At 63.8% G+C, this 16,068-nt stretch carries 14 protein-coding genes; 7 read left to right on the top strand and 7 right to left on the bottom strand.

Going from position 1 to position 16,068, the window contains the following annotated elements; translation table 11 throughout:
* Window positions 1-6: 6 nt before the first annotated feature.
* The 7 genes from cobG to BLR26_RS00365 all read left to right on the top strand — a co-directional run bounded on the left by cobG (window position 7) and on the right by BLR26_RS00365 (window position 6,538).
* Complete coding sequence (gene cobG, locus BLR26_RS00395; protein WP_283817167.1) at window positions 7-1,341, top strand: precorrin-3B synthase; 1,335 nt, start codon at window positions 7-9, stop codon at window positions 1,339-1,341.
* A complete protein-coding gene (locus BLR26_RS00390) occupies window positions 1,334-1,960 on the top strand; it encodes a precorrin-8X methylmutase (RefSeq protein ID WP_093376563.1) in 627 nt (208 codons plus the stop codon). Before cobG ends, BLR26_RS00390 begins: the two co-directional genes overlap by 8 nt.
* Window positions 1,960-2,691: a precorrin-2 C(20)-methyltransferase gene (locus BLR26_RS00385; protein ID WP_093387173.1), complete on the top strand. Its 732-nt coding sequence runs from the start codon at window positions 1,960-1,962 to the stop codon at window positions 2,689-2,691. Before BLR26_RS00390 ends, BLR26_RS00385 begins: the two co-directional genes overlap by 1 nt.
* Window positions 2,691-4,391 carry a precorrin-3B C(17)-methyltransferase gene (cobJ, locus tag BLR26_RS00380; protein WP_093376558.1) on the top strand — a complete coding sequence of 567 codons (1,701 nt, stop codon included), beginning with the start codon at window positions 2,691-2,693 and terminating at the stop codon, window positions 4,389-4,391. Before BLR26_RS00385 ends, cobJ begins: the two co-directional genes overlap by 1 nt.
* A gap of 103 nt (window positions 4,392-4,494) precedes the next feature.
* A complete protein-coding gene (locus tag BLR26_RS00375) occupies window positions 4,495-5,184 on the top strand; it encodes a hypothetical protein (RefSeq protein ID WP_093376554.1) in 690 nt (229 codons plus the stop codon).
* 54 nt (window positions 5,185-5,238) lie between these two features.
* Window positions 5,239-5,922 carry a hypothetical protein gene (locus BLR26_RS00370; protein ID WP_093376550.1) on the top strand — a complete coding sequence of 228 codons (684 nt, stop codon included), beginning with the start codon at window positions 5,239-5,241 and terminating at the stop codon, window positions 5,920-5,922.
* On the top strand, window positions 5,915-6,538 hold the full coding sequence (locus BLR26_RS00365; protein ID WP_093376545.1) for a hypothetical protein: 624 nt from the start codon (window positions 5,915-5,917) through the stop codon (window positions 6,536-6,538). Before BLR26_RS00370 ends, BLR26_RS00365 begins: the two co-directional genes overlap by 8 nt.
* Here the strand turns inward: BLR26_RS00365 and BLR26_RS00360 are convergent.
* The 7 genes from BLR26_RS00360 to BLR26_RS00330 form a co-directional block, all read right to left on the bottom strand.
* The gene (locus tag BLR26_RS00360) at window positions 6,535-7,131 is read right to left on the bottom strand and encodes a MarC family protein (protein ID WP_093376541.1); all 597 of its coding nucleotides are present in this window, start codon (window positions 7,129-7,131) and stop codon (window positions 6,535-6,537) included. The genes BLR26_RS00365 and BLR26_RS00360 overlap by 4 nt on opposite strands.
* 45 nt (window positions 7,132-7,176) lie before the next feature.
* Entirely contained in the window at window positions 7,177-9,948 is a 2,772-nt protein-coding gene (locus BLR26_RS00355) for a hybrid sensor histidine kinase/response regulator (protein WP_045196995.1), read from the bottom strand.
* Window positions 9,949-10,083: 135 nt separating this feature from the next.
* Window positions 10,084-11,379, bottom strand: coding sequence for a phosphoribosylamine--glycine ligase (purD, locus tag BLR26_RS00350; protein ID WP_045196997.1), 1,296 nt, complete (start codon window positions 11,377-11,379; stop codon window positions 10,084-10,086).
* Window positions 11,380-11,546: 167 nt separating this feature from the next.
* Window positions 11,547-13,154: a bifunctional phosphoribosylaminoimidazolecarboxamide formyltransferase/IMP cyclohydrolase gene (gene purH / locus BLR26_RS00345; protein ID WP_045196998.1), complete on the bottom strand. Its 1,608-nt coding sequence runs from the start codon at window positions 13,152-13,154 to the stop codon at window positions 11,547-11,549.
* Between the two features lie 82 nt (window positions 13,155-13,236).
* Entirely contained in the window at window positions 13,237-13,557 is a 321-nt protein-coding gene (gene fis, locus BLR26_RS00340) for a DNA-binding transcriptional regulator Fis (protein WP_003186237.1), read from the bottom strand.
* Complete coding sequence (gene dusB, locus BLR26_RS00335) at window positions 13,554-14,567, bottom strand: tRNA dihydrouridine synthase DusB (protein WP_045197001.1); 1,014 nt, start codon at window positions 14,565-14,567, stop codon at window positions 13,554-13,556. Before dusB ends, fis begins: the two co-directional genes overlap by 4 nt.
* 212 nt (window positions 14,568-14,779) lie before the next feature.
* On the bottom strand, window positions 14,780-16,045 hold the full coding sequence (locus tag BLR26_RS00330; RefSeq protein WP_093376537.1) for a DUF3426 domain-containing protein: 1,266 nt from the start codon (window positions 16,043-16,045) through the stop codon (window positions 14,780-14,782).
* Between the last annotated feature and the right edge of the window lie 23 nt (window positions 16,046-16,068).

Genomic DNA, 16,068 nt, shown 5'->3' with positions numbered 1-16,068 from the left:
GACCTTTTGAACCAGCCTGTATCGGCCCACCAGCCCCAAGCTTCGCTGCGTCCCTCGGCCTGTCCGGGGTTGTGGCGCATCGTCCAGGCGCTGGACGGCGGCATCTGCCGGATCAAGCTGGCCGGCGGGGCGCTGACGGCGGCTCAGGCCGAGGCCGTGGCCGCTGCGGCCGAGCGTTATGCCGGTGGTGAAATCGAAGTCACCAACCGTGGCAACCTGCAGATTCGCGGCATCGGCGGCGACCACGCCGGGCTGATCGAAGGGCTGCTGGCCGCAGGCCTGGGCCCGCGCGAGGCCGCCGGCGACGATGTGCGCAACCTGATGCTCAGCCCCGTCGCCGGCCTTGATCGGCAGATGCTGTTCGATACCCGGCCTTTGGCGCAGCAGGTGCTGCAGTCGCTGGAAACCACCCCGCGTTTTCATCAGCTCTCGGCCAAGTTCGCCGTGCAGCTGGATGGCGGCGAGGCCCTGGCGATGCTTGAACACCCCCATGACCTGTGGCTCAGCCCGCTGAAGCTTGACGACGAACTGTGGCTGGCATTCGGCCTTGCCGGTTGCCCGGCCGCGGATGCGCCGTTGGGTGCTGTACCCCTGACACGCGGGCACGAACTGGTACTGGCGGTACTCAAGCGCTTTCTCGATCTGGCCCGGCCAGAGCAGACGCGGATGCGCCAGTTGCTCAGCGAACATACGCCCGAGGCGTTTATCGCCGGGCTGGTTTTGCCGGTGCGGGCGGATGCGGCGGTTTGCCAGTGGCGTCGCTCGCCGGTAACGGCGGGCTATCTGGGGATTTATCCACAGCTGCAACACGGCCTGAGCGCCGTCGGTTCGGCAGCGCCCCTGGGGCGTCTGAACCCTTCGATGCTGCGCGCTGCGGCCCGGCTGGCACGGGAGCAGGGCGACGGCACCTTGCGCATGACCCCTTGGCAGGGCGTGCTGCTGCCCAACATTGGCCACCATCATGCCGGGCAAGTGGTCGACGGCCTGGCCCGATTGGGGCTGCTGGTCTCGACCCATGATCGACTGGCGCGCCTGGTCGCCTGCACCGGTTGCGCCGGCTGCGCCAAAGGCCAGGCCGAAACCAAGGGCGATGCGCGCCTGCTGGCCACCATGCTGGCACCCGGAGCACCGGCCAGCGTGCACTTGAGCGGCTGCCTGCGCTCGTGCGCCATGGCCCACGTGGCGCCCGCCACCTTGCTGGCGCAAAGCCCCGGCCACTACGACTTGTACCTGCGTGACGCAACCGAGCCTGGCTTCGGCCGCCTGCGCGCACGCAACCTCACACTAAAAGAAGCCGGCGCACTGCTAGACGCCTGCTCACGGAGCACCCTTGATGATTGATTACATCCGCGATGGTCAGGAGATCTATCGCAATTCCTTCGCGATCATTCGAGAGGAAGCCCGGCTCGATCGCATCCCGGCCGATCTGGAAAAGCTTGCGGTCCGCGTGATACACGCCTGCGGCATGGTCGATGCAATCGATGGCCTGCAGTTCTCCCCGGGTGCCGGCAAGGCCGGGCGTGATGCCCTGGCCGCCGGCGCGCCGATCCTCTGCGATGCGCGGATGGTGTCCGAGGGTATTACCCGTGCACGCCTGCCAGCCAACAACTCGGTGATCTGCACCCTGCGCGACGAGCAGGTGCCGGAACTTGCCCGCGAGCTGGGCAACACCCGCTCGGCGGTGGCCCTGGAGCTGTGGCGGCCGCACCTGGAAGGCAGCGTGGTAGTTATCGGCAACGCGCCGACTGCGCTGTTCTACCTGCTGGAAATGCTCGACGCTGGCGCGCCTAAACCGGCGTTGATTCTCGGCTTCCCGGTGGGCTTTGTTGGCGCCGCCGAGTCCAAGGCGATGCTCGCTGCCGACAGCCGTGGCGTGCCGTTCGTGATCATGCAAGGGCGCCTGGGCGGCAGCGCCATGGCCGCCGCCGCGGTCAATGCCCTGGCCACGGAGGTCGAATGATGCAGGCTCGTGGACGTTTGCTGGGCCTGGGCGTTGGCCCCGGCGATCCAGAACTGATTACCGTCAAGGCGCTGCGTTTGCTGCGCGAGTCGCCGGTGGTGGCCTACTTTGTCGCCAAGGGCAAGCGCGGCAACGCCTTCGGCATCATCGAAAGCCATCTGCAGGAAGCCCAGACCTTGCTGCCGCTGGTGTACCCGGTGACCACCGAGGTGCTGCCGGCGCCGTTGTCTTATGAACAGGTCATCAGCGACTTTTACGATGCCGCCAGCCTTGAGGTTGCCGCGCACCTGGATGCCGGCCGCGATGTGGCGGTGATCTGCGAAGGCGATCCGTTCTTCTACGGCTCCTACATGTACCTGCACGACCGCCTCGCCGAGCGCTACGATGCGCAAGTGATCCCGGGGGTCTGCTCGATGCTCGGCGGCGCCTCTGTGCTCGGTGCGCCGCTGGTGTATCGCAACCAGAGCCTGTCGGTACTCTCCGGCGTGCTGCCGTATGACGAACTCAAGCGCCGCCTGGCCGATGCCGATGCCGCGGTGATCATGAAACTTGGGCGTAACTTCCCCAAGGTTCGCGATGTGCTGGCCGAGCTCGGCCTGGCCGAGCGTGCCCTGTATGTGGAGCGGGCAACCATGGCCAACCAGAAGATCGTCGCCCTGGACCAGGTCGATCCGCAGTCCTCGCCGTACTTCTCGCTGATCATCGTGCCCGGTGAAAGGTGGCAAGGTTGATGACCCGTAAAGCCCCGGCCATTGTCATCCTTGGCAACGGCAGCCTGGCCACTGCCCGCAAGATCCAGCAGTTGTACCCGGACGCATTGATCCATGGCCTTGAGGGCCGGGTCGAAGGCGCCGACCGCAGTTACCAGGAATTCGGCGCCACCGTGCGCCAGCTCTATCAGCAAGACACGCCGATCATCGCCCTGTGCGCTGCCGGTATCATCATCCGCACCCTGGCCGGCCTGTTGCTGGAGAAGGGCGCCGAGCCGCCGGTGCTGGCGGTGGCCGAGGATGGCAGCGCTGTGGTGCCGCTGCTCGGCGGGCTCGGCGGGGTCAATCGCATGGCCCGGGAAATCGGCGCCGGCCTGGGCGTGGCGGCGGCGATCACCACCAGTGGCGAGCTGCGTTTCGGTACCTGCCTGCTCAACCCGCCCAGCGGTTATGCCCTGGCCGACCTTGAGCTGGGCAAGCGTTTCGTCTCCGACCTGCTGGCCGGCGAAAGCGTGCGTATCGACGGCGCTGCGCCCTGGCTTGAACAGGCGCAGCTGCCGCAAAGCGAGCAGGCGCACCTGGCGATTCATGTTGGTTGTGATGCCCGTGCAGCCTCGGCCAATGAGCTGGTGATCTACCCGCGTTGTGTCATGGTCGCGGTCAGCGAAGTGCTGCCGGAACTGGCCCAGGCCATTCGCGATGCCCTGCAGGCGGCGCGCATTGCCGAGCCGGCGCTGGCTTGCCTGCTGGCCGCAGAGCCGCACATGGCCAACCCGGCCCTGCACGCGGCTGCTGCCGAGCTGGGTGTGGCCCTGCGCTTTGCCCCAGGCGCTGGTGATGCCAGCGCCCTGGCTGCTCAGGCACTGCCGCAATTGCTGCCACCGCAGTCGGTGAGCGATGGCCTGGCCATCGTGGTCTCGAACCAGCCGATCGATCCGCAGCAGATCGGCCGCGCCCGCGGGCGCCTGGCGGTGATCGGCCTCGGGCCTGGCGCTGCCGACCTGATGGTGCCGGCGGTCAAGGCGGAGCTGGCGCGGGCCAACGACATACTCGGCTATGAAACCTATGTGCGCATGGCCGGGCCGTTCCGTGCCGATCAGGTGCTGCATTGCACCGACAACCGCGAAGAGATGCAGCGTGCCCGGCATGCCTTCGAGCTGGCGGCGCAAGGGCGTTCGGTAGTGGTGGTGTCTTCGGGCGACCCTGGTGTGTTCGCCATGGCCGCGGCGGTGCTCGAAGCGCTGCACGAGTCGAACGATCCGGATTGGCACGCAGTGGAGCTGGAAATGCTGCCCGGCGTTTCCGCTTCCCTGGCAACTGCAGCGCAGGCCGGCGCTCCCTTGGGCCATGACTTCTGTGTGCTGTCGCTGTCGGACAACCTCAAGCCCTGGTCGATCATCGAGAAGCGCCTGGACCTGGCCTGCCAGGCCGACCTGGCGCTGGCCTTCTACAACCCGATCTCGCGCTCGCGGCCGTGGCAGCTCGGGCGGGCCCTGGAAATTGTCCGCCAGCATCGAGCCGAGCTGACTCCTGTAGTCCTTGGCCGCGACATCGGTAGGCCGGGTCAGACACTGAGGGTGGTCAGTCTCGGTGAGCTGCAAACGGACATGGTCGATATGCGCACCATGGTGCTGGTCGGATCCTCGACGACCTGCGAGTTTGCCCGCGCAGACGGTGGTCAGTGGGTCTATACCCCGCGTTGGTATCCACGGCAGCATTGATGCTGCCGTGGAAGGCTTTCGATCCTGATTGAAGCGGCCGTCTCGAATAGCGTGAAGCCCCCCGTCGATAGCGACCGGGGCTTCATGAAAAGGACTATTCGAGATGAACGACACCGCCGAAATTCTGAGCACCAATACCGCTGCAGTTCTGGAACAATCGCTGATGGCGTTTGGTGCCGGCATGTCCGTGCAAAGCCGCACCGACGTGAAAAACTCTTACCAGTTCGCATCGCTGGTGGCCAGCAAGCTGTATGACCAGGAAGGCCAGGGTGAAGCCTGGTTCAAGCAGTTTCTTAAAGTTCTGCAGGACTGCGGCTGGGTCACCGCACGTCGTAGCTATGAGCGCGAATTTACTTCCTCCAAGACGTTGACTGTCGGTGCCGTCGCCTCCAAAGCGTTGGGCGCGATAGGTACTGCGGTGATGGGCGGCCCCGTCGGTGTGGCGCTGAACAAGCTGACTGGCGATGCGCTGGCGAAGCTGGGGCAGGTTGAGCAGGCGCAGAAGCTGTTTGATCGCAACGTCAAAAACAAAAAAACCGCCACCATCGGTCTGGCCTCCTGTATCGAAACCTCTGAGGGTGAAGTGGTCCTGGCCATGAGCTGCCTACATTCGGACGCCTCTGCCAAGGACCTGGATGTCTTCGTTCTGGAATGGAACAGCAGCTCTGCCGAGTTCTACACCGGCTCTGCAGCACTGTCGTTCAACAAGTCAGTGTATGAGCGCGTACGCGCCGCCATTGAAGAGAAACTCGGCGAGCGCAGCATCAATAACGTACTGGACTACGAGATCTGATTGTTCGGGATGGCTCGTCAGGCGGGCCATCCTGCCTTTGCAGGAGCAAAGACCATGGAAACGGATGACTATTCGGTATGCACGGCGGGCGGCACCTTGCTGTTGATTGCCCCGCAAGTGGCGCCTGCCCAGCGCCAGGCGGTGCTCGACTCGCTGCTGTATTCGCAGTTACGGGCCAACAAGCTGGCCGGGTCGCGCTTCGAGCACTATCAAGCCTGGTTTGGAAGTTACCGAAAGGAACTCTCGGCGCGGGGGTGGATCATCACCCAGTTCTACCACGATACGCAGTCTGCAAGCGCCGGCTCGTTGCTGGCGCCCATTCAGCCGTTGCGCCTGTGGCTGGACAGCCAGTACGAGACGGCGGACGGCATCATTGAAGCGGCTTTGGGCAGGCTCAAAGGCACGCAGAGCAGCCTGGATGAATTTCGCGGCTTCACTTTCGAGGGGCGCGAGTGTGGCACGCGTATTGCCCTTGAGATTGGCCTGGTTCATCCAGGGCCTGTCATCAGCCTGTGCAGCATCGCCTTGCATGCGTCGGAGCCGGTAGAGCAGGTCAGTATCGAGGGGCCGTTGCTTGCCAAGGGGTTTCAGGGGGAGGTGTTGGTCAAAGGGCTGGTGGCGCATCTGGATGGTCAGCAGTACGAGCCGCAGCGTGTTCAGTTGCGAGCTTTGATCGAGCGTAAGCAACAAGAGCATCCTTCGTTGACCAGGAATCTGCCAGGAGGCATCCATGAGTGAACAACAGGTAGCCGTAGTGGGCGCAAGCCTGATGTCGTTCATGCCCGGCTTGTCGCCGGGGCAGCGCAGCTCGGTACAGCTGGCAATACTGCAGGCCGAGCAGGAAACGCGCTTTGTCCACGAGCAGGGCCAGGTTCAGGACTGGTTCAGCTATTACAAGAACAAACTGAAGTTCTACGGCTGGGACGCGGTGCCGCCTAGCGAGGTCCATTGGCCGGGCAACGAGCGCTCGGATGTTGTCGATAGCGCGCTAAAGGCCATCTCGGCCGTCGCCGGCAGCCAATATGCAAGTTCGACGGAATTGGCCATGCGGGGGCTCAAGCAGGACGCCAGGGCCTTGGTACAGTTTGAGCGGCGTACGCGTGAGCAGGGCGTGTTTCAGTTGTTGCCGTGTGCGCCGGGCCGAAATGGCTCGGTGGATATGGTGCTGTATTACGAAGAGCTTGAGCAATCGCAAATCACCGCCGGCTTTCTGTTTCGTAAACGCCGGCACCAGCAGGTCAGGGCCGAGCTGGTGCGCTTTAACACCCGTCTGTTCGATCAACAGTTCAGAAGCAAGGTGGAGCGGAGCCTGGCGACTATCGCCCTGCGGGAAATCCTTGAACTGGAGCTTTAGGGCACCAGGTAACCCTTGATTCCGGTAAAGATGATCTGCGCCGCCAGGGCGCAGACAAACAACCCCATCAAACGGCTGACAATCTGCAGGCCCTGGTCGCCGAGAATCCGCTCGATACGGTTCGACAGGTACAACACCAGGCCGACGGTGAAGCTGGCCATGGCAATACTGACGATGGCCAGCAGCTTGTCGTCCCAGTGCGGCTGGCCAATCCCCATTACCAGCAGTGCACCGATGGTGCCAGGGCCGACGGTCAGGGGGATGGTCAGCGGCACGATGGTTACATCCTGCTGCACGTTGTCGGTCTGCACCGCCGACTTGCCCTGGGCCATGCCCAGCGCGGAAATGAACAGCACGCTGCCGGCACCGATGCGAAATGCATCCACGGTGATGCCGAATATGCCGAAGATCACCCTGCCGAACAGGTATAGCAATACGCTGGCGATCAGCACGGCGATTGCCACGCGCCAGGCCAGTTGCTTGCGCTCCTTGCTGGAGTAGCCGCGGGTCAGGCTGATAAAGCACGAGAGCACGAAGAACGGGCTGTAGAGCACGAGCATTTTCAGGTAGACGCTGAACAACTCATGGAGCATGGTCGAGGCTCGCGGCAAGGGTGATGTGGAGCAAGTGTATGCGAATTACGGGGTTGGAATCTGACTTGATTCGGCTTCGCGATGCGCCACCCAATGCTCGATCAGCTCGCGCAACTGCGACAGTTCCACCGGTTTGGACATGTGCCCGTCCATGCCGGCCAGGCGTGCGCGTTCCTTGTGCTCGGCGAGGATGTGCGCGGTCAGGGCCACCACCGGTGTGCGCCGGCGCTGGTTGCTGACTTCCCAGATGCGCAGTTGCTGGGTGGCCGAGAAGCCATCGAGCACTGGCATTTCGCAGTCCATCAACACCAGGTCGTAATGGTTGGCCTTCATCGCCTGCAGGGCTTCCTCGCCATTGCTGGCGGTGTCCGGCTCCAGGCTCAACTTGCCGAGCATGCCACGGATCACCTTGGTCGAGATGTTGTTGTCCTCGGCCACCAGGATGCGGAAATCGCTGGGCAGGTTCAGTGGCGCCGACAGCCCGGTCTGCACCGGGATACTCGGCTGGCCCTTGCTGCGCTGGGACAGCTCTTCGGCCAGGGTGGTCTTGAGGGTGTAGCCGGCCACCGGCTTGGCAAGGATGCGCTTGACCCCGGCATTGCGGGCGATGACCTTGCTTGGCGCGTTGCTGATACCGGTGAGCATCACCAGCAGGATGTCGTGGTTCAGGCTAGGGTCTTCCTTGATCTTCGCCGCCAGTTGCATGCCGGTCATGCCCGGCATGTTCTGATCGAGCAGCACCGCATCGAAGTAATCGCGCAGGTGCGCCTTGGTGCGCAACAGGGCCAGGGCTTCCTTGCCCGACGGCACGGCGCTGACGTTCATGCCCCAGGCGCTGCACTGCTGGACCAGGACCTTGCGGCAGGTGTCGTTGTCGTCCACCACCAGCACCCGGGCGCCGCGCAGCGGGCCGTCGAGGTCGGTGGGTGGCTGTTCGAGGCGGTGCGGGTCGAGCGGCAGGGTCATCCACAGGGTGTTGCCCATGTTGTGGCTGGTCTTGATGCCGAACTCGCCCTGCATCAGAGTGATCAGTTGCTTGGCGATGACCAGCCCCAGGTGGCCGCCGAGCTTGTTGCTGGAGAGGAAGTGCTTGCTGTGCAGCTCTGCCTGCAGCAGCGCTTCGCGCTCGCCCGGCGGGATCGGTTCGCCGCTGTCCTGCACGGCAATGCGCAGGCGCGGGCTGTCGCCGCGCTGGTCGAGGGCGACCACCAGCAGGATCTCGCCCTGGTCGGTTTTCTTCAGGGCGTTTTCCAAAAGGCTCAGCAAGGCCTGGCGCAGACGCGTCGGATCGCCACTGATGACCCGCGGTACCTGCGGCTGGGTGAAGCTGATCAGTTCGATGTTTTGCTGCTCGGCCTTGGCCCGGAAGATACTCAGGCAATCCTCGATCAGGGCATTGAGGTCGAACTGCACGTCATCCAGCTCGATCTGCCCGGATTCGAGCTTGGAGATGTCGAGAATCTCGTTGATCAGGGTCAGCAGCTCGTTGCCGGCGCTGTGGATGGTCTGCACGTAGTCGCGTTGCTTGACCGACAGCGGGGTGCCGAGCAGCAGCTCGGTCATGCCCAGCACGCCGTTCATGGGCGTGCGGATTTCGTGACTGATCTTGGCCAGGAACTCGGCCTTGGCGTTGATCTCGGCGTTGCTGGCGGCCAGTTCGCGGCTGGCGCTGAAGCGCTCTTCGCTGATGCGCCGCAAGCGCTCGCTGACGGCCAGGTTGAGCAGCAGGCCGCTGAAACTGGTGAGCCCGAGGAGAATGAACAGCAGCCATTGGGTCGGCGTGCGGGTCAGGCCGAGCAGGGCCGGCAACACCACCAGGCAACCGATGTTGAACGCCAGCATGGCCAGGGCGAACAGCCGCGCCGGGGCATACCCCTTGTACCAGTGGTAGCTGGCCACCAGCAGCATGCTCAGGCTACCGACGGCCATCAGCGCATAGGTCATCAGGTTCAGCGGCAAGGTATCGACGAACAACAGCAACAGGCCGCACAGCGCGATCAGCAGCATCTCGCCCTGCAGCAGACGGCTCAGGCGCGGTTGCTCGCAAGGCGTGAAGAAGCGCAGGGTAAAGGTCAGGCCGGCCAGCGATGCCAGCAGGGCAGTAAGGTAGGCCGCCGGTGTTTGTGCCGAATGCCAGAGGCTCCACCAGGGGCCGCTGAGGTTGAGCAGAATCAGTGCGCTGAGCAGCATCAGCGCGTGGTAGACCGCCAGGGCCAGGCTGGTACTGGAGCGTGAGTAAGCGAAGCGGATCAGGTTGTGCAGCATCAGCATCAGCAGGCAGCCGAACAACAGGCCGAAGAACAGCGGCTGGCGCTGGTCGGCGGCGGCCTGGGCGGCAGGCTCGAGGCTGATGGCCGGACGCAGCTGGTGTTCCGACACCAGGCGCAGGTACACATCCAGCGGTTGCGTGCTGTTGGGCAGGGCCAGGACATGGTCGCTGCTGCGCAGGTAAGGGTCGCCGCTGTCGCTCTGGCGACCGTTGTGGATCTGCTTGATCAGCCGGTCGCCTTGCAGGGCGTAGAGGTCCAGCCGTGACAGGTCGGGGGCGAACACTCGCAGCAGTTTTTCTTGCTGTCCGGGTTCCAGCCGATAGTGCAGCCACAACGCCTGGTCGGGCGTGGCAGCGTTGAGTTCGTTGAGTTCGAGGGGGCTGAACTGGTTGCGGTAGCGTTCGGAACGTACATCGCTCAATTGCAGGCTGGCCTGGTCGTCAAGCAATACCGCCCAACCACTGCCCTGTTCGGCCACGGCCGGGAACAGGCAGAGCAGGGTCAGCAAGCTGACAGTAAGACCAATGGCAATCCTGAGCCAACGCAAGACGAAATCCTTTCTTAGCCAAATGCCGGATGGTAACTATGCGCGGCGCGCCAAGCCGAAGGCAAGGCCCATGGCGGGCCCTGTCGACGAGCCGGGGGCAGGGCGCTCGTCGCGCCGCTGCCACCAGGCACCGGTTTACTCCTGGTGTTCACCGCGTTCGCGGGCAATGGCACGGTAGCCGATGTCCTTGCGGTAGAAGCTGCCATCCCAGTTGATCTCGGCTGCCAGGCGGTAGGCTTGTTGCTGGGCCGACTCGACGCTGCTGCCCATGGCGGTGGCGCACAGTACGCGGCCGCCAGTGGCAACTACCTGGCCGTCCTTGAGCGCGGTACCGGCGTGGAACACCTTGCCTTCAATCTGCGCTGCAGCATCCAGGCCGTGGATGACCGCGCCTTTGCTGTAGTCGCCAGGGTAGCCGCCAGCAGCCAGCACCACGCCCAGGCTCGGACGCGGATCCCACTGCGCTTCGACCTTGTCCAGGGCCTTGGCGAAAGCGGCTTCGATCAGCAGCACCAGGCTCGACTCCAGGCGCAGCATGACCGGCTGGGTTTCCGGGTCGCCGAAGCGGCAGTTGAACTCGATGACTTTCGGGTTACCGGCTTTATCGATCATCAGGCCGGCATAGAGGAAGCCGGTGTAGACGTTGCCTTCCTCGGCCATGCCGCGCACGGTCGGCCAGATCACCTGGTCCATGACGCGCTGGTGCACGTCGGCGGTGACCACTGGCGCTGGCGAGTAGGCGCCCATGCCGCCGGTGTTGGGGCCGGTGTCGCCGTCGCCGACGCGCTTGTGGTCCTGGCTGGTAGCCATTGGCAGCACGTTGTGGCCGTCGACCATGACGATGAAGCTGGCTTCCTCGCCGTCGAGGAACTCTTCGATTACCACGCGCGAACCTGCGTCACCAAAGGCGTTGCCGGCGAGCATGTCGCGTACGGCGTCTTCGGCCTCGCCCAGGGTCATGGCGACGATCACGCCTTTACCGGCGGCCAGGCCGTCGGCCTTGATCACGATCGGTGCGCCTTTTTCCCGCAGGTAGGCCAGGGCCGGCTCGATCTCGGTGAAGTTCTGGTAGTCGGCAGTCGGGATCTTGTGGCGCGCCAGGAAGTCCTTGGTGAAGGCCTTGGAACCTTCCAGCTGGGCCGCGCCCTTGGTTGGACCAAAGCAGTCCAGGCCGCGGCTGCGGAACAGGTCGACGACACCGGCAACCAGCGGGCCCTCAGGGCCGACGATGGTCAGGGCGACATTTTTTTCGGCGAAATCGGCCAGTTGCTCCAAAGCGCTGACGTCGATGTCGACGTTCTCGCACTTGGCTTCAGTGGCGGTGCCAGCGTTGCCCGGGGCAACGAAGACTTTTTCGACCCGTGGGTCCTGAGCGACTTTCCAGGCCAGGGCGTGTTCACGACCGCCGCTACCGATAATCAGAATATTCATGAAGGCTCCTTCGGAGAAGCTGCAAGCTGCAAGCTACAAGAAAAAGCAGCCAGTGCTGCCTTTTGCGTAGCTTGCAACTCTGAAATTTAAGGGGCTGCAATGCAAGAGGATGCGACGCGATGCGCTTTTTCTTGCAGCTTGCAGCTTGGAGCTTGTCGCTGCTTCACTCAGTGACGGAAGTGACGCATGCCGGTGAAGACCATGGCAATGCCAGCTTCGTCAGCGGCGGCGATGACTTCGGCATCGCGCATCGAGCCACCTGGCTGGATCACCGCGGTGATGCCGACCTTGGCAGCGTTGTCGATGCCATCACGGAACGGGAAGAACGCGTCCGATGCCATGACCGCGCCCTGAACCTGCAGGCCGGCGTGCTCGGCCTTGATCGCAGCGATACGGGCGGAGTTGACGCGGCTCATCTGGCCGGCGCCGACACCGATGGTCTGGCGGTTCTTGGCGTAGACGATGGCGTTGGACTTGACGTACTTGGCCACTTTCCAGGCGAAGATCAGGTCGTGGATTTCTTGCTCGCTCGGCGCACGCTTGGTGACCACTTTCAGGTCGCCCTCGGTGATCATGCCGATGTCGCGGCTTTGTACCAGCAGGCCGCCGGTGACGCGCTTGAAGTCCCAGGCAGCGGCACGTTCTGCCGACCACTCGCCGCAGGCCAGCAGGCGCACGTTGGCCTTGGCCGCCACCACGGCGCGGGCTTCGTCGCTGACGCTCGGGGCGATGATCACTTCGACGAACTGGCGCTCGACGATGGCTTTGGCGGTTTCGGCGTCCAGTTCGCGGTTGAAGGCGATGATGCCGCCGAACGCCGATTCGGTATCGGTGGCGTACGCCAGCTCGTAAGCCTGGCGGATACCGCCTTCAGCGTCGGGGCTGACCGCCACGCCGCACGGGTTGGCGTGCTTGACGATGACGCAGGCCGGCTTGACGAAGCTCTTCACGCATTCCAGCGCGGCGTCGGTATCGGCCACGTTGTTGTACGACAGCTCCTTGCCCTGCAACTGCACCGCGGTGGCGATGCCGGCTTCGGCCGGCTTGGCCTCGACATAGAACGCCGCGCTCTGGTGCGGGTTCTCGCCGTAGCGCATTTCCTGGGCCTTGGTGAACTGGCTGTTGAAGGTCCGCGGGAATTCGCTGCGACCTTCGGTGCTGAGGGTTTCAGCGGCCTGGTTCACGGTGCCCATGTAGTTGGCGATCATGCCGTCGTAGGCTGCAGTGTGCTCGAATGCCTTGAGCATCAGGTCGAAGCGCTGGGCGTAGGTCAGGCCACCGGCCTTGAGGCTTTCCAGGACCTGGCCGTAGTCGCTGGCGTTGACCACGATGGCGACGTCCTTGTGGTTCTTGGCCGCCGAGCGGACCATGGTCGGGCCGCCGATGTCGATGTTCTCGATGGCGGTCGGCAGGTCACAGCCCGGCTTGGAGATAGTGGCTTCGAACGGGTAGAGGTTGACCGCGACCAGATCGATCGGCTTGATCCCGTGCTCGGCCATGATGGCGTCGTCGGTACCGCGACGGCCGAGGATGCCGCCGTGGATTTTCGGGTGCAGGGTTTTGACCCGGCCGTCCATCATTTCGGCGAAGCCGGTGTAATCGGCAACTTCCACCGCGGCAACGCCATTGTCCTGGAGCAACTTGAAGGTGCCGCCGGTGGACAGGATCTCGACGCCGAGCTGTTGCAGCTCACGGGCGAATTCAAGGATCCCGGTCTTGTCGGAGACGCTGATCAAGGCGCGGCGGATCGGCAGGCGGGTAGTCTGGTCGGTCATTTCAGATTCCATAACGCGGTGGAGTCAGCAAAAAAGGCGACCTCATCGAATGGGAGCCGCCTTTTCTGGTTTGGATGCTTGCTTACAACAAATCGTACTGCTTGAGTTTCTTGCGCAAGGTGCCGCGGTTGAGCCCGAGCAGCTCGCTGGCCTTGGTCTGGTTGCCCTTGACGTAGTTCATTACGCTTTCGAGCAACGGCGCTTCGACTTCCGAGAGCACCAGGTTGTACACGTCCGTGACGGCCGCGCCCTCCAGATGGGCGAAATAGTTGTGCAGCGCCTTTTCCACACTGCCGCGAAGGGTCTGACCCTCTTCGCTCGGCGTATTCAGGTGCTGTTTCAGGTTGACGTTGTCGCTCACGGGCGTTGTTCCACTCACTAAAGTCTCGGTCATCATCGTCATGCGGCCACCCCTTGTCCGTCCTCTGTCTCAAGGCTCTGTTCACGCTCGCTGAAGAAGCCGCGAACGTTGGCGCACTGCGCTTGCGTGTCTTCCAAACGGTTGAACTGGGCGCGAAACTCCTTGGCGCCCGGTAGCGTTGCCAGGTACCAACCAACGTGCTTGCGGGCGATACGTACGCCCATCACATCGCCATAGAAGGCGTGCAACGCGGTCAGGTGCTCCAGCAGAATTCGTTCCACTTCGTCCAGCTGCGGTGCCGGCAGTTTTTCGCCGGTACGCAGGTAATGCTCGATCTCGCGAAAGATCCATGGCCGCCCTTGGGCAGCCCGGCCAATCAGCAGACCGTCGGCACCGGTGGCATCCAGCACCGCCCGGGCTTTTTCTGGCGAAGTGATATCGCCATTGGCAAAAACCGGGATCGACACCGCCTGCTTGATCGCCGCGATGGTGTCGTATTCGGCTTCACCGGTGTAGAGGTCGGCGCGTGTGCGTCCATGTACCGCCAGTGCCTGGATCCCGGCCTGCTCGGCGATCCTCGCCACAGTCAGGCCGTTCTTGTTGGCCCTGTCCCAGCCAGTGCGGATCTTCAGCGTGACCGGCACGTCCACGGCGGCAACCACCGCGTGGAGGATTTCGCTGACCAGGGCTTCATCTTTCAATAAAGCAGAGCCTGCGGCCTTGTTGCAGACTTTTTTTGCCGGGCAGCCCATGTTGATGTCGATAATCTGCGCGCCGGCCTCGACGTTGGCCCGGGCCGCCGCTGCGAGCATCTGCGCGTCACCGCCGGCGATCTGTACCGAGCGCGGCTCGGGATCACCTTCGTGAATCATGCGCAGGCGCGACTTGCGGCTGTTCCACAGGCTCATGTCGCTGCTGACCATCTCCGACACCACCAGGCCTGCACCCATTCGTCGGCACAACTGACGAAAGGGCTGGTCCGTGACCCCGGCCATGGGCGCGAGGATCAGGGCGTTCTGCAGTGTGTATGGGCCGATGCGTACCGCCGACATAGGAGTTCCCTGTTGTGGGGGCCGATCTTAGAGTTCGAAAAAGGGTTGGCATGATACCCGCTCTCGGTGACCGGATAAAGATCGATTTGGATAAAATCTGAACAGTTGGCTTTGAGCTTCAAGCTGCAAGCTTCAAGCCGCAAGCAAAAACGGATCAGCGCATGGGGCTGCTTTTCCTTGTGGCTTGACGCTTGCAGCTTGCCGCTCGCCGACTATTCCGGCGACCGGAACGACAGGCTGTAGTTGACCGCCTTGGGGCCCGGATCAAGGATGTCCAGGGCGATGTGGATCGGCGTCTGGCTGGGCATTTCGCCCTTGCCGGCCAGTTCACCGCTGAGGTACTCGGTGGGCTTGAAGCGGCGGCTGGCGATCAACTGGCCATTGAGGTCGGCAAAGCGCAGCTCCAACAGCGGGAACGGCTGGGCGAAGGGCGCCCGGTTGTAGATGATCGCATCGACGATCAAGGCGCCGTTGAAGTCCGGGTGGCTGCGCACCACCAGGTTACTGCTCTTGATCCGGGCGATATCGACCCGCGACGGCACCTGGCAACCGACGGTCGGACAGACCGCCTGGAACCACGGGCGGTAGCGGTCCTGGCGGGCCAGTTCGTCGAACTGGTACCAGATGTATTGGCCGGCCAGGGCCGCAGCGGCCAGCAAAATCAACAGGATCCACAGCAGGCGCCGGGCCCAGTTGACCTTGGGCTTCTGCCAGTCGAGCTGGATCGGATCGTCGACCAGGTCGAGCAGCGGCTCCTTGCGCGCCGGGCGGTTGCTGACCGGGCCCAGGCCCGGTTCGCGGCGCTCGTCGAACTCGGGTTCGGGGCTGTCCAGAGGGTCCTCAGGCTCGCGCGCCGACAGACGCTCGCCGGGCAGTTCGTCATCATCGGCGCGTAGCGCAGCGGCAGGTGCCAGCGGGGCGTCGAGGTCGTCATCGATGGCATCCAGCGACAGCGACGGCTCGGTACGCTCGCCGGGTGCCGGCGCGAGGTCCAGGGCTTCCTGCTCGATCAGCGGCGGTTGCGGCGCGTCGAGCTCGGCACTGAGTTGCTCGCGCTCGGCGGCCGGGCTGCTGAACAGGCTGTCGGGCCAGTGCTGGTCGTCTTGCTCGGGGCTGTCGCGGTGCGCGCTGAGGCTCTCTTCGCGTGGTGCAGCGGCCTTGAACTCGGTGGTCGGCTGGATTTCGCGCTGTTCCAGGCGCGCCAGCTCCTGATCGAGGTCGAGCTGGTCGAGGTCCAGCTCGGCGGCGCTCCACTCGTGCTGGTTCGGTGCTTTTGCGGGCTCCGCCACTGGCTCGACCGGCACCGGCGCTGCAGGCGGGTTCTGCGCCGCGCTTTGCTCCAGCAGTTGCCGGGCGGCGTTGAACACTTGCAGGCAGGCGCCGCAACGCACCATGCCGCGGGCCACGCTCAACTGATTGTGGCTGACGCGAAAGCTGGTCTGGCAATGCGGGCACTGGGTGACGAAACTGTCGGTCATGCGGCGGTCCGGGTTATGCAGAA

It is taken from the genome of Pseudomonas sp. UC 17F4, assembly GCF_900101695.1.
Classification (GTDB): domain Bacteria; phylum Pseudomonadota; class Gammaproteobacteria; order Pseudomonadales; family Pseudomonadaceae; genus Aquipseudomonas.
This window is presented reverse-complemented; position numbering and strand designations above follow the sequence as displayed.

Coding starts and splice junctions, on each gene's coding strand:
- BLR26_RS00390 (WP_093376563.1), top strand. CDS start 1,334: ATGATTGATTACATCCGCGATGGTCAGGAGATCTATCGCAATTCCTTC.
- BLR26_RS00385 (WP_093387173.1), top strand. CDS start 1,960: ATGCAGGCTCGTGGACGTTTGCTGGGCCTGGGCGTTGGCCCCGGCGAT.
- cobJ (WP_093376558.1), top strand. CDS start 2,691: ATGACCCGTAAAGCCCCGGCCATTGTCATCCTTGGCAACGGCAGCCTG.
- BLR26_RS00375 (WP_093376554.1), top strand. CDS start 4,495: ATGAACGACACCGCCGAAATTCTGAGCACCAATACCGCTGCAGTTCTG.
- BLR26_RS00370 (WP_093376550.1), top strand. CDS start 5,239: ATGGAAACGGATGACTATTCGGTATGCACGGCGGGCGGCACCTTGCTG.
- BLR26_RS00365 (WP_093376545.1), top strand. CDS start 5,915: ATGAGTGAACAACAGGTAGCCGTAGTGGGCGCAAGCCTGATGTCGTTC.
- BLR26_RS00360 (WP_093376541.1), bottom strand. CDS start 7,131: ATGCTCCATGAGTTGTTCAGCGTCTACCTGAAAATGCTCGTGCTCTAC.
- purD (WP_045196997.1), bottom strand. CDS start 11,379: ATGAATATTCTGATTATCGGTAGCGGCGGTCGTGAACACGCCCTGGCC.
- purH (WP_045196998.1), bottom strand. CDS start 13,154: ATGACCGACCAGACTACCCGCCTGCCGATCCGCCGCGCCTTGATCAGC.
- fis (WP_003186237.1), bottom strand. CDS start 13,557: ATGACGATGATGACCGAGACTTTAGTGAGTGGAACAACGCCCGTGAGC.
- dusB (WP_045197001.1), bottom strand. CDS start 14,567: ATGTCGGCGGTACGCATCGGCCCATACACACTGCAGAACGCCCTGATC.
- BLR26_RS00330 (WP_093376537.1), bottom strand. CDS start 16,045: ATGACCGACAGTTTCGTCACCCAGTGCCCGCATTGCCAGACCAGCTTT.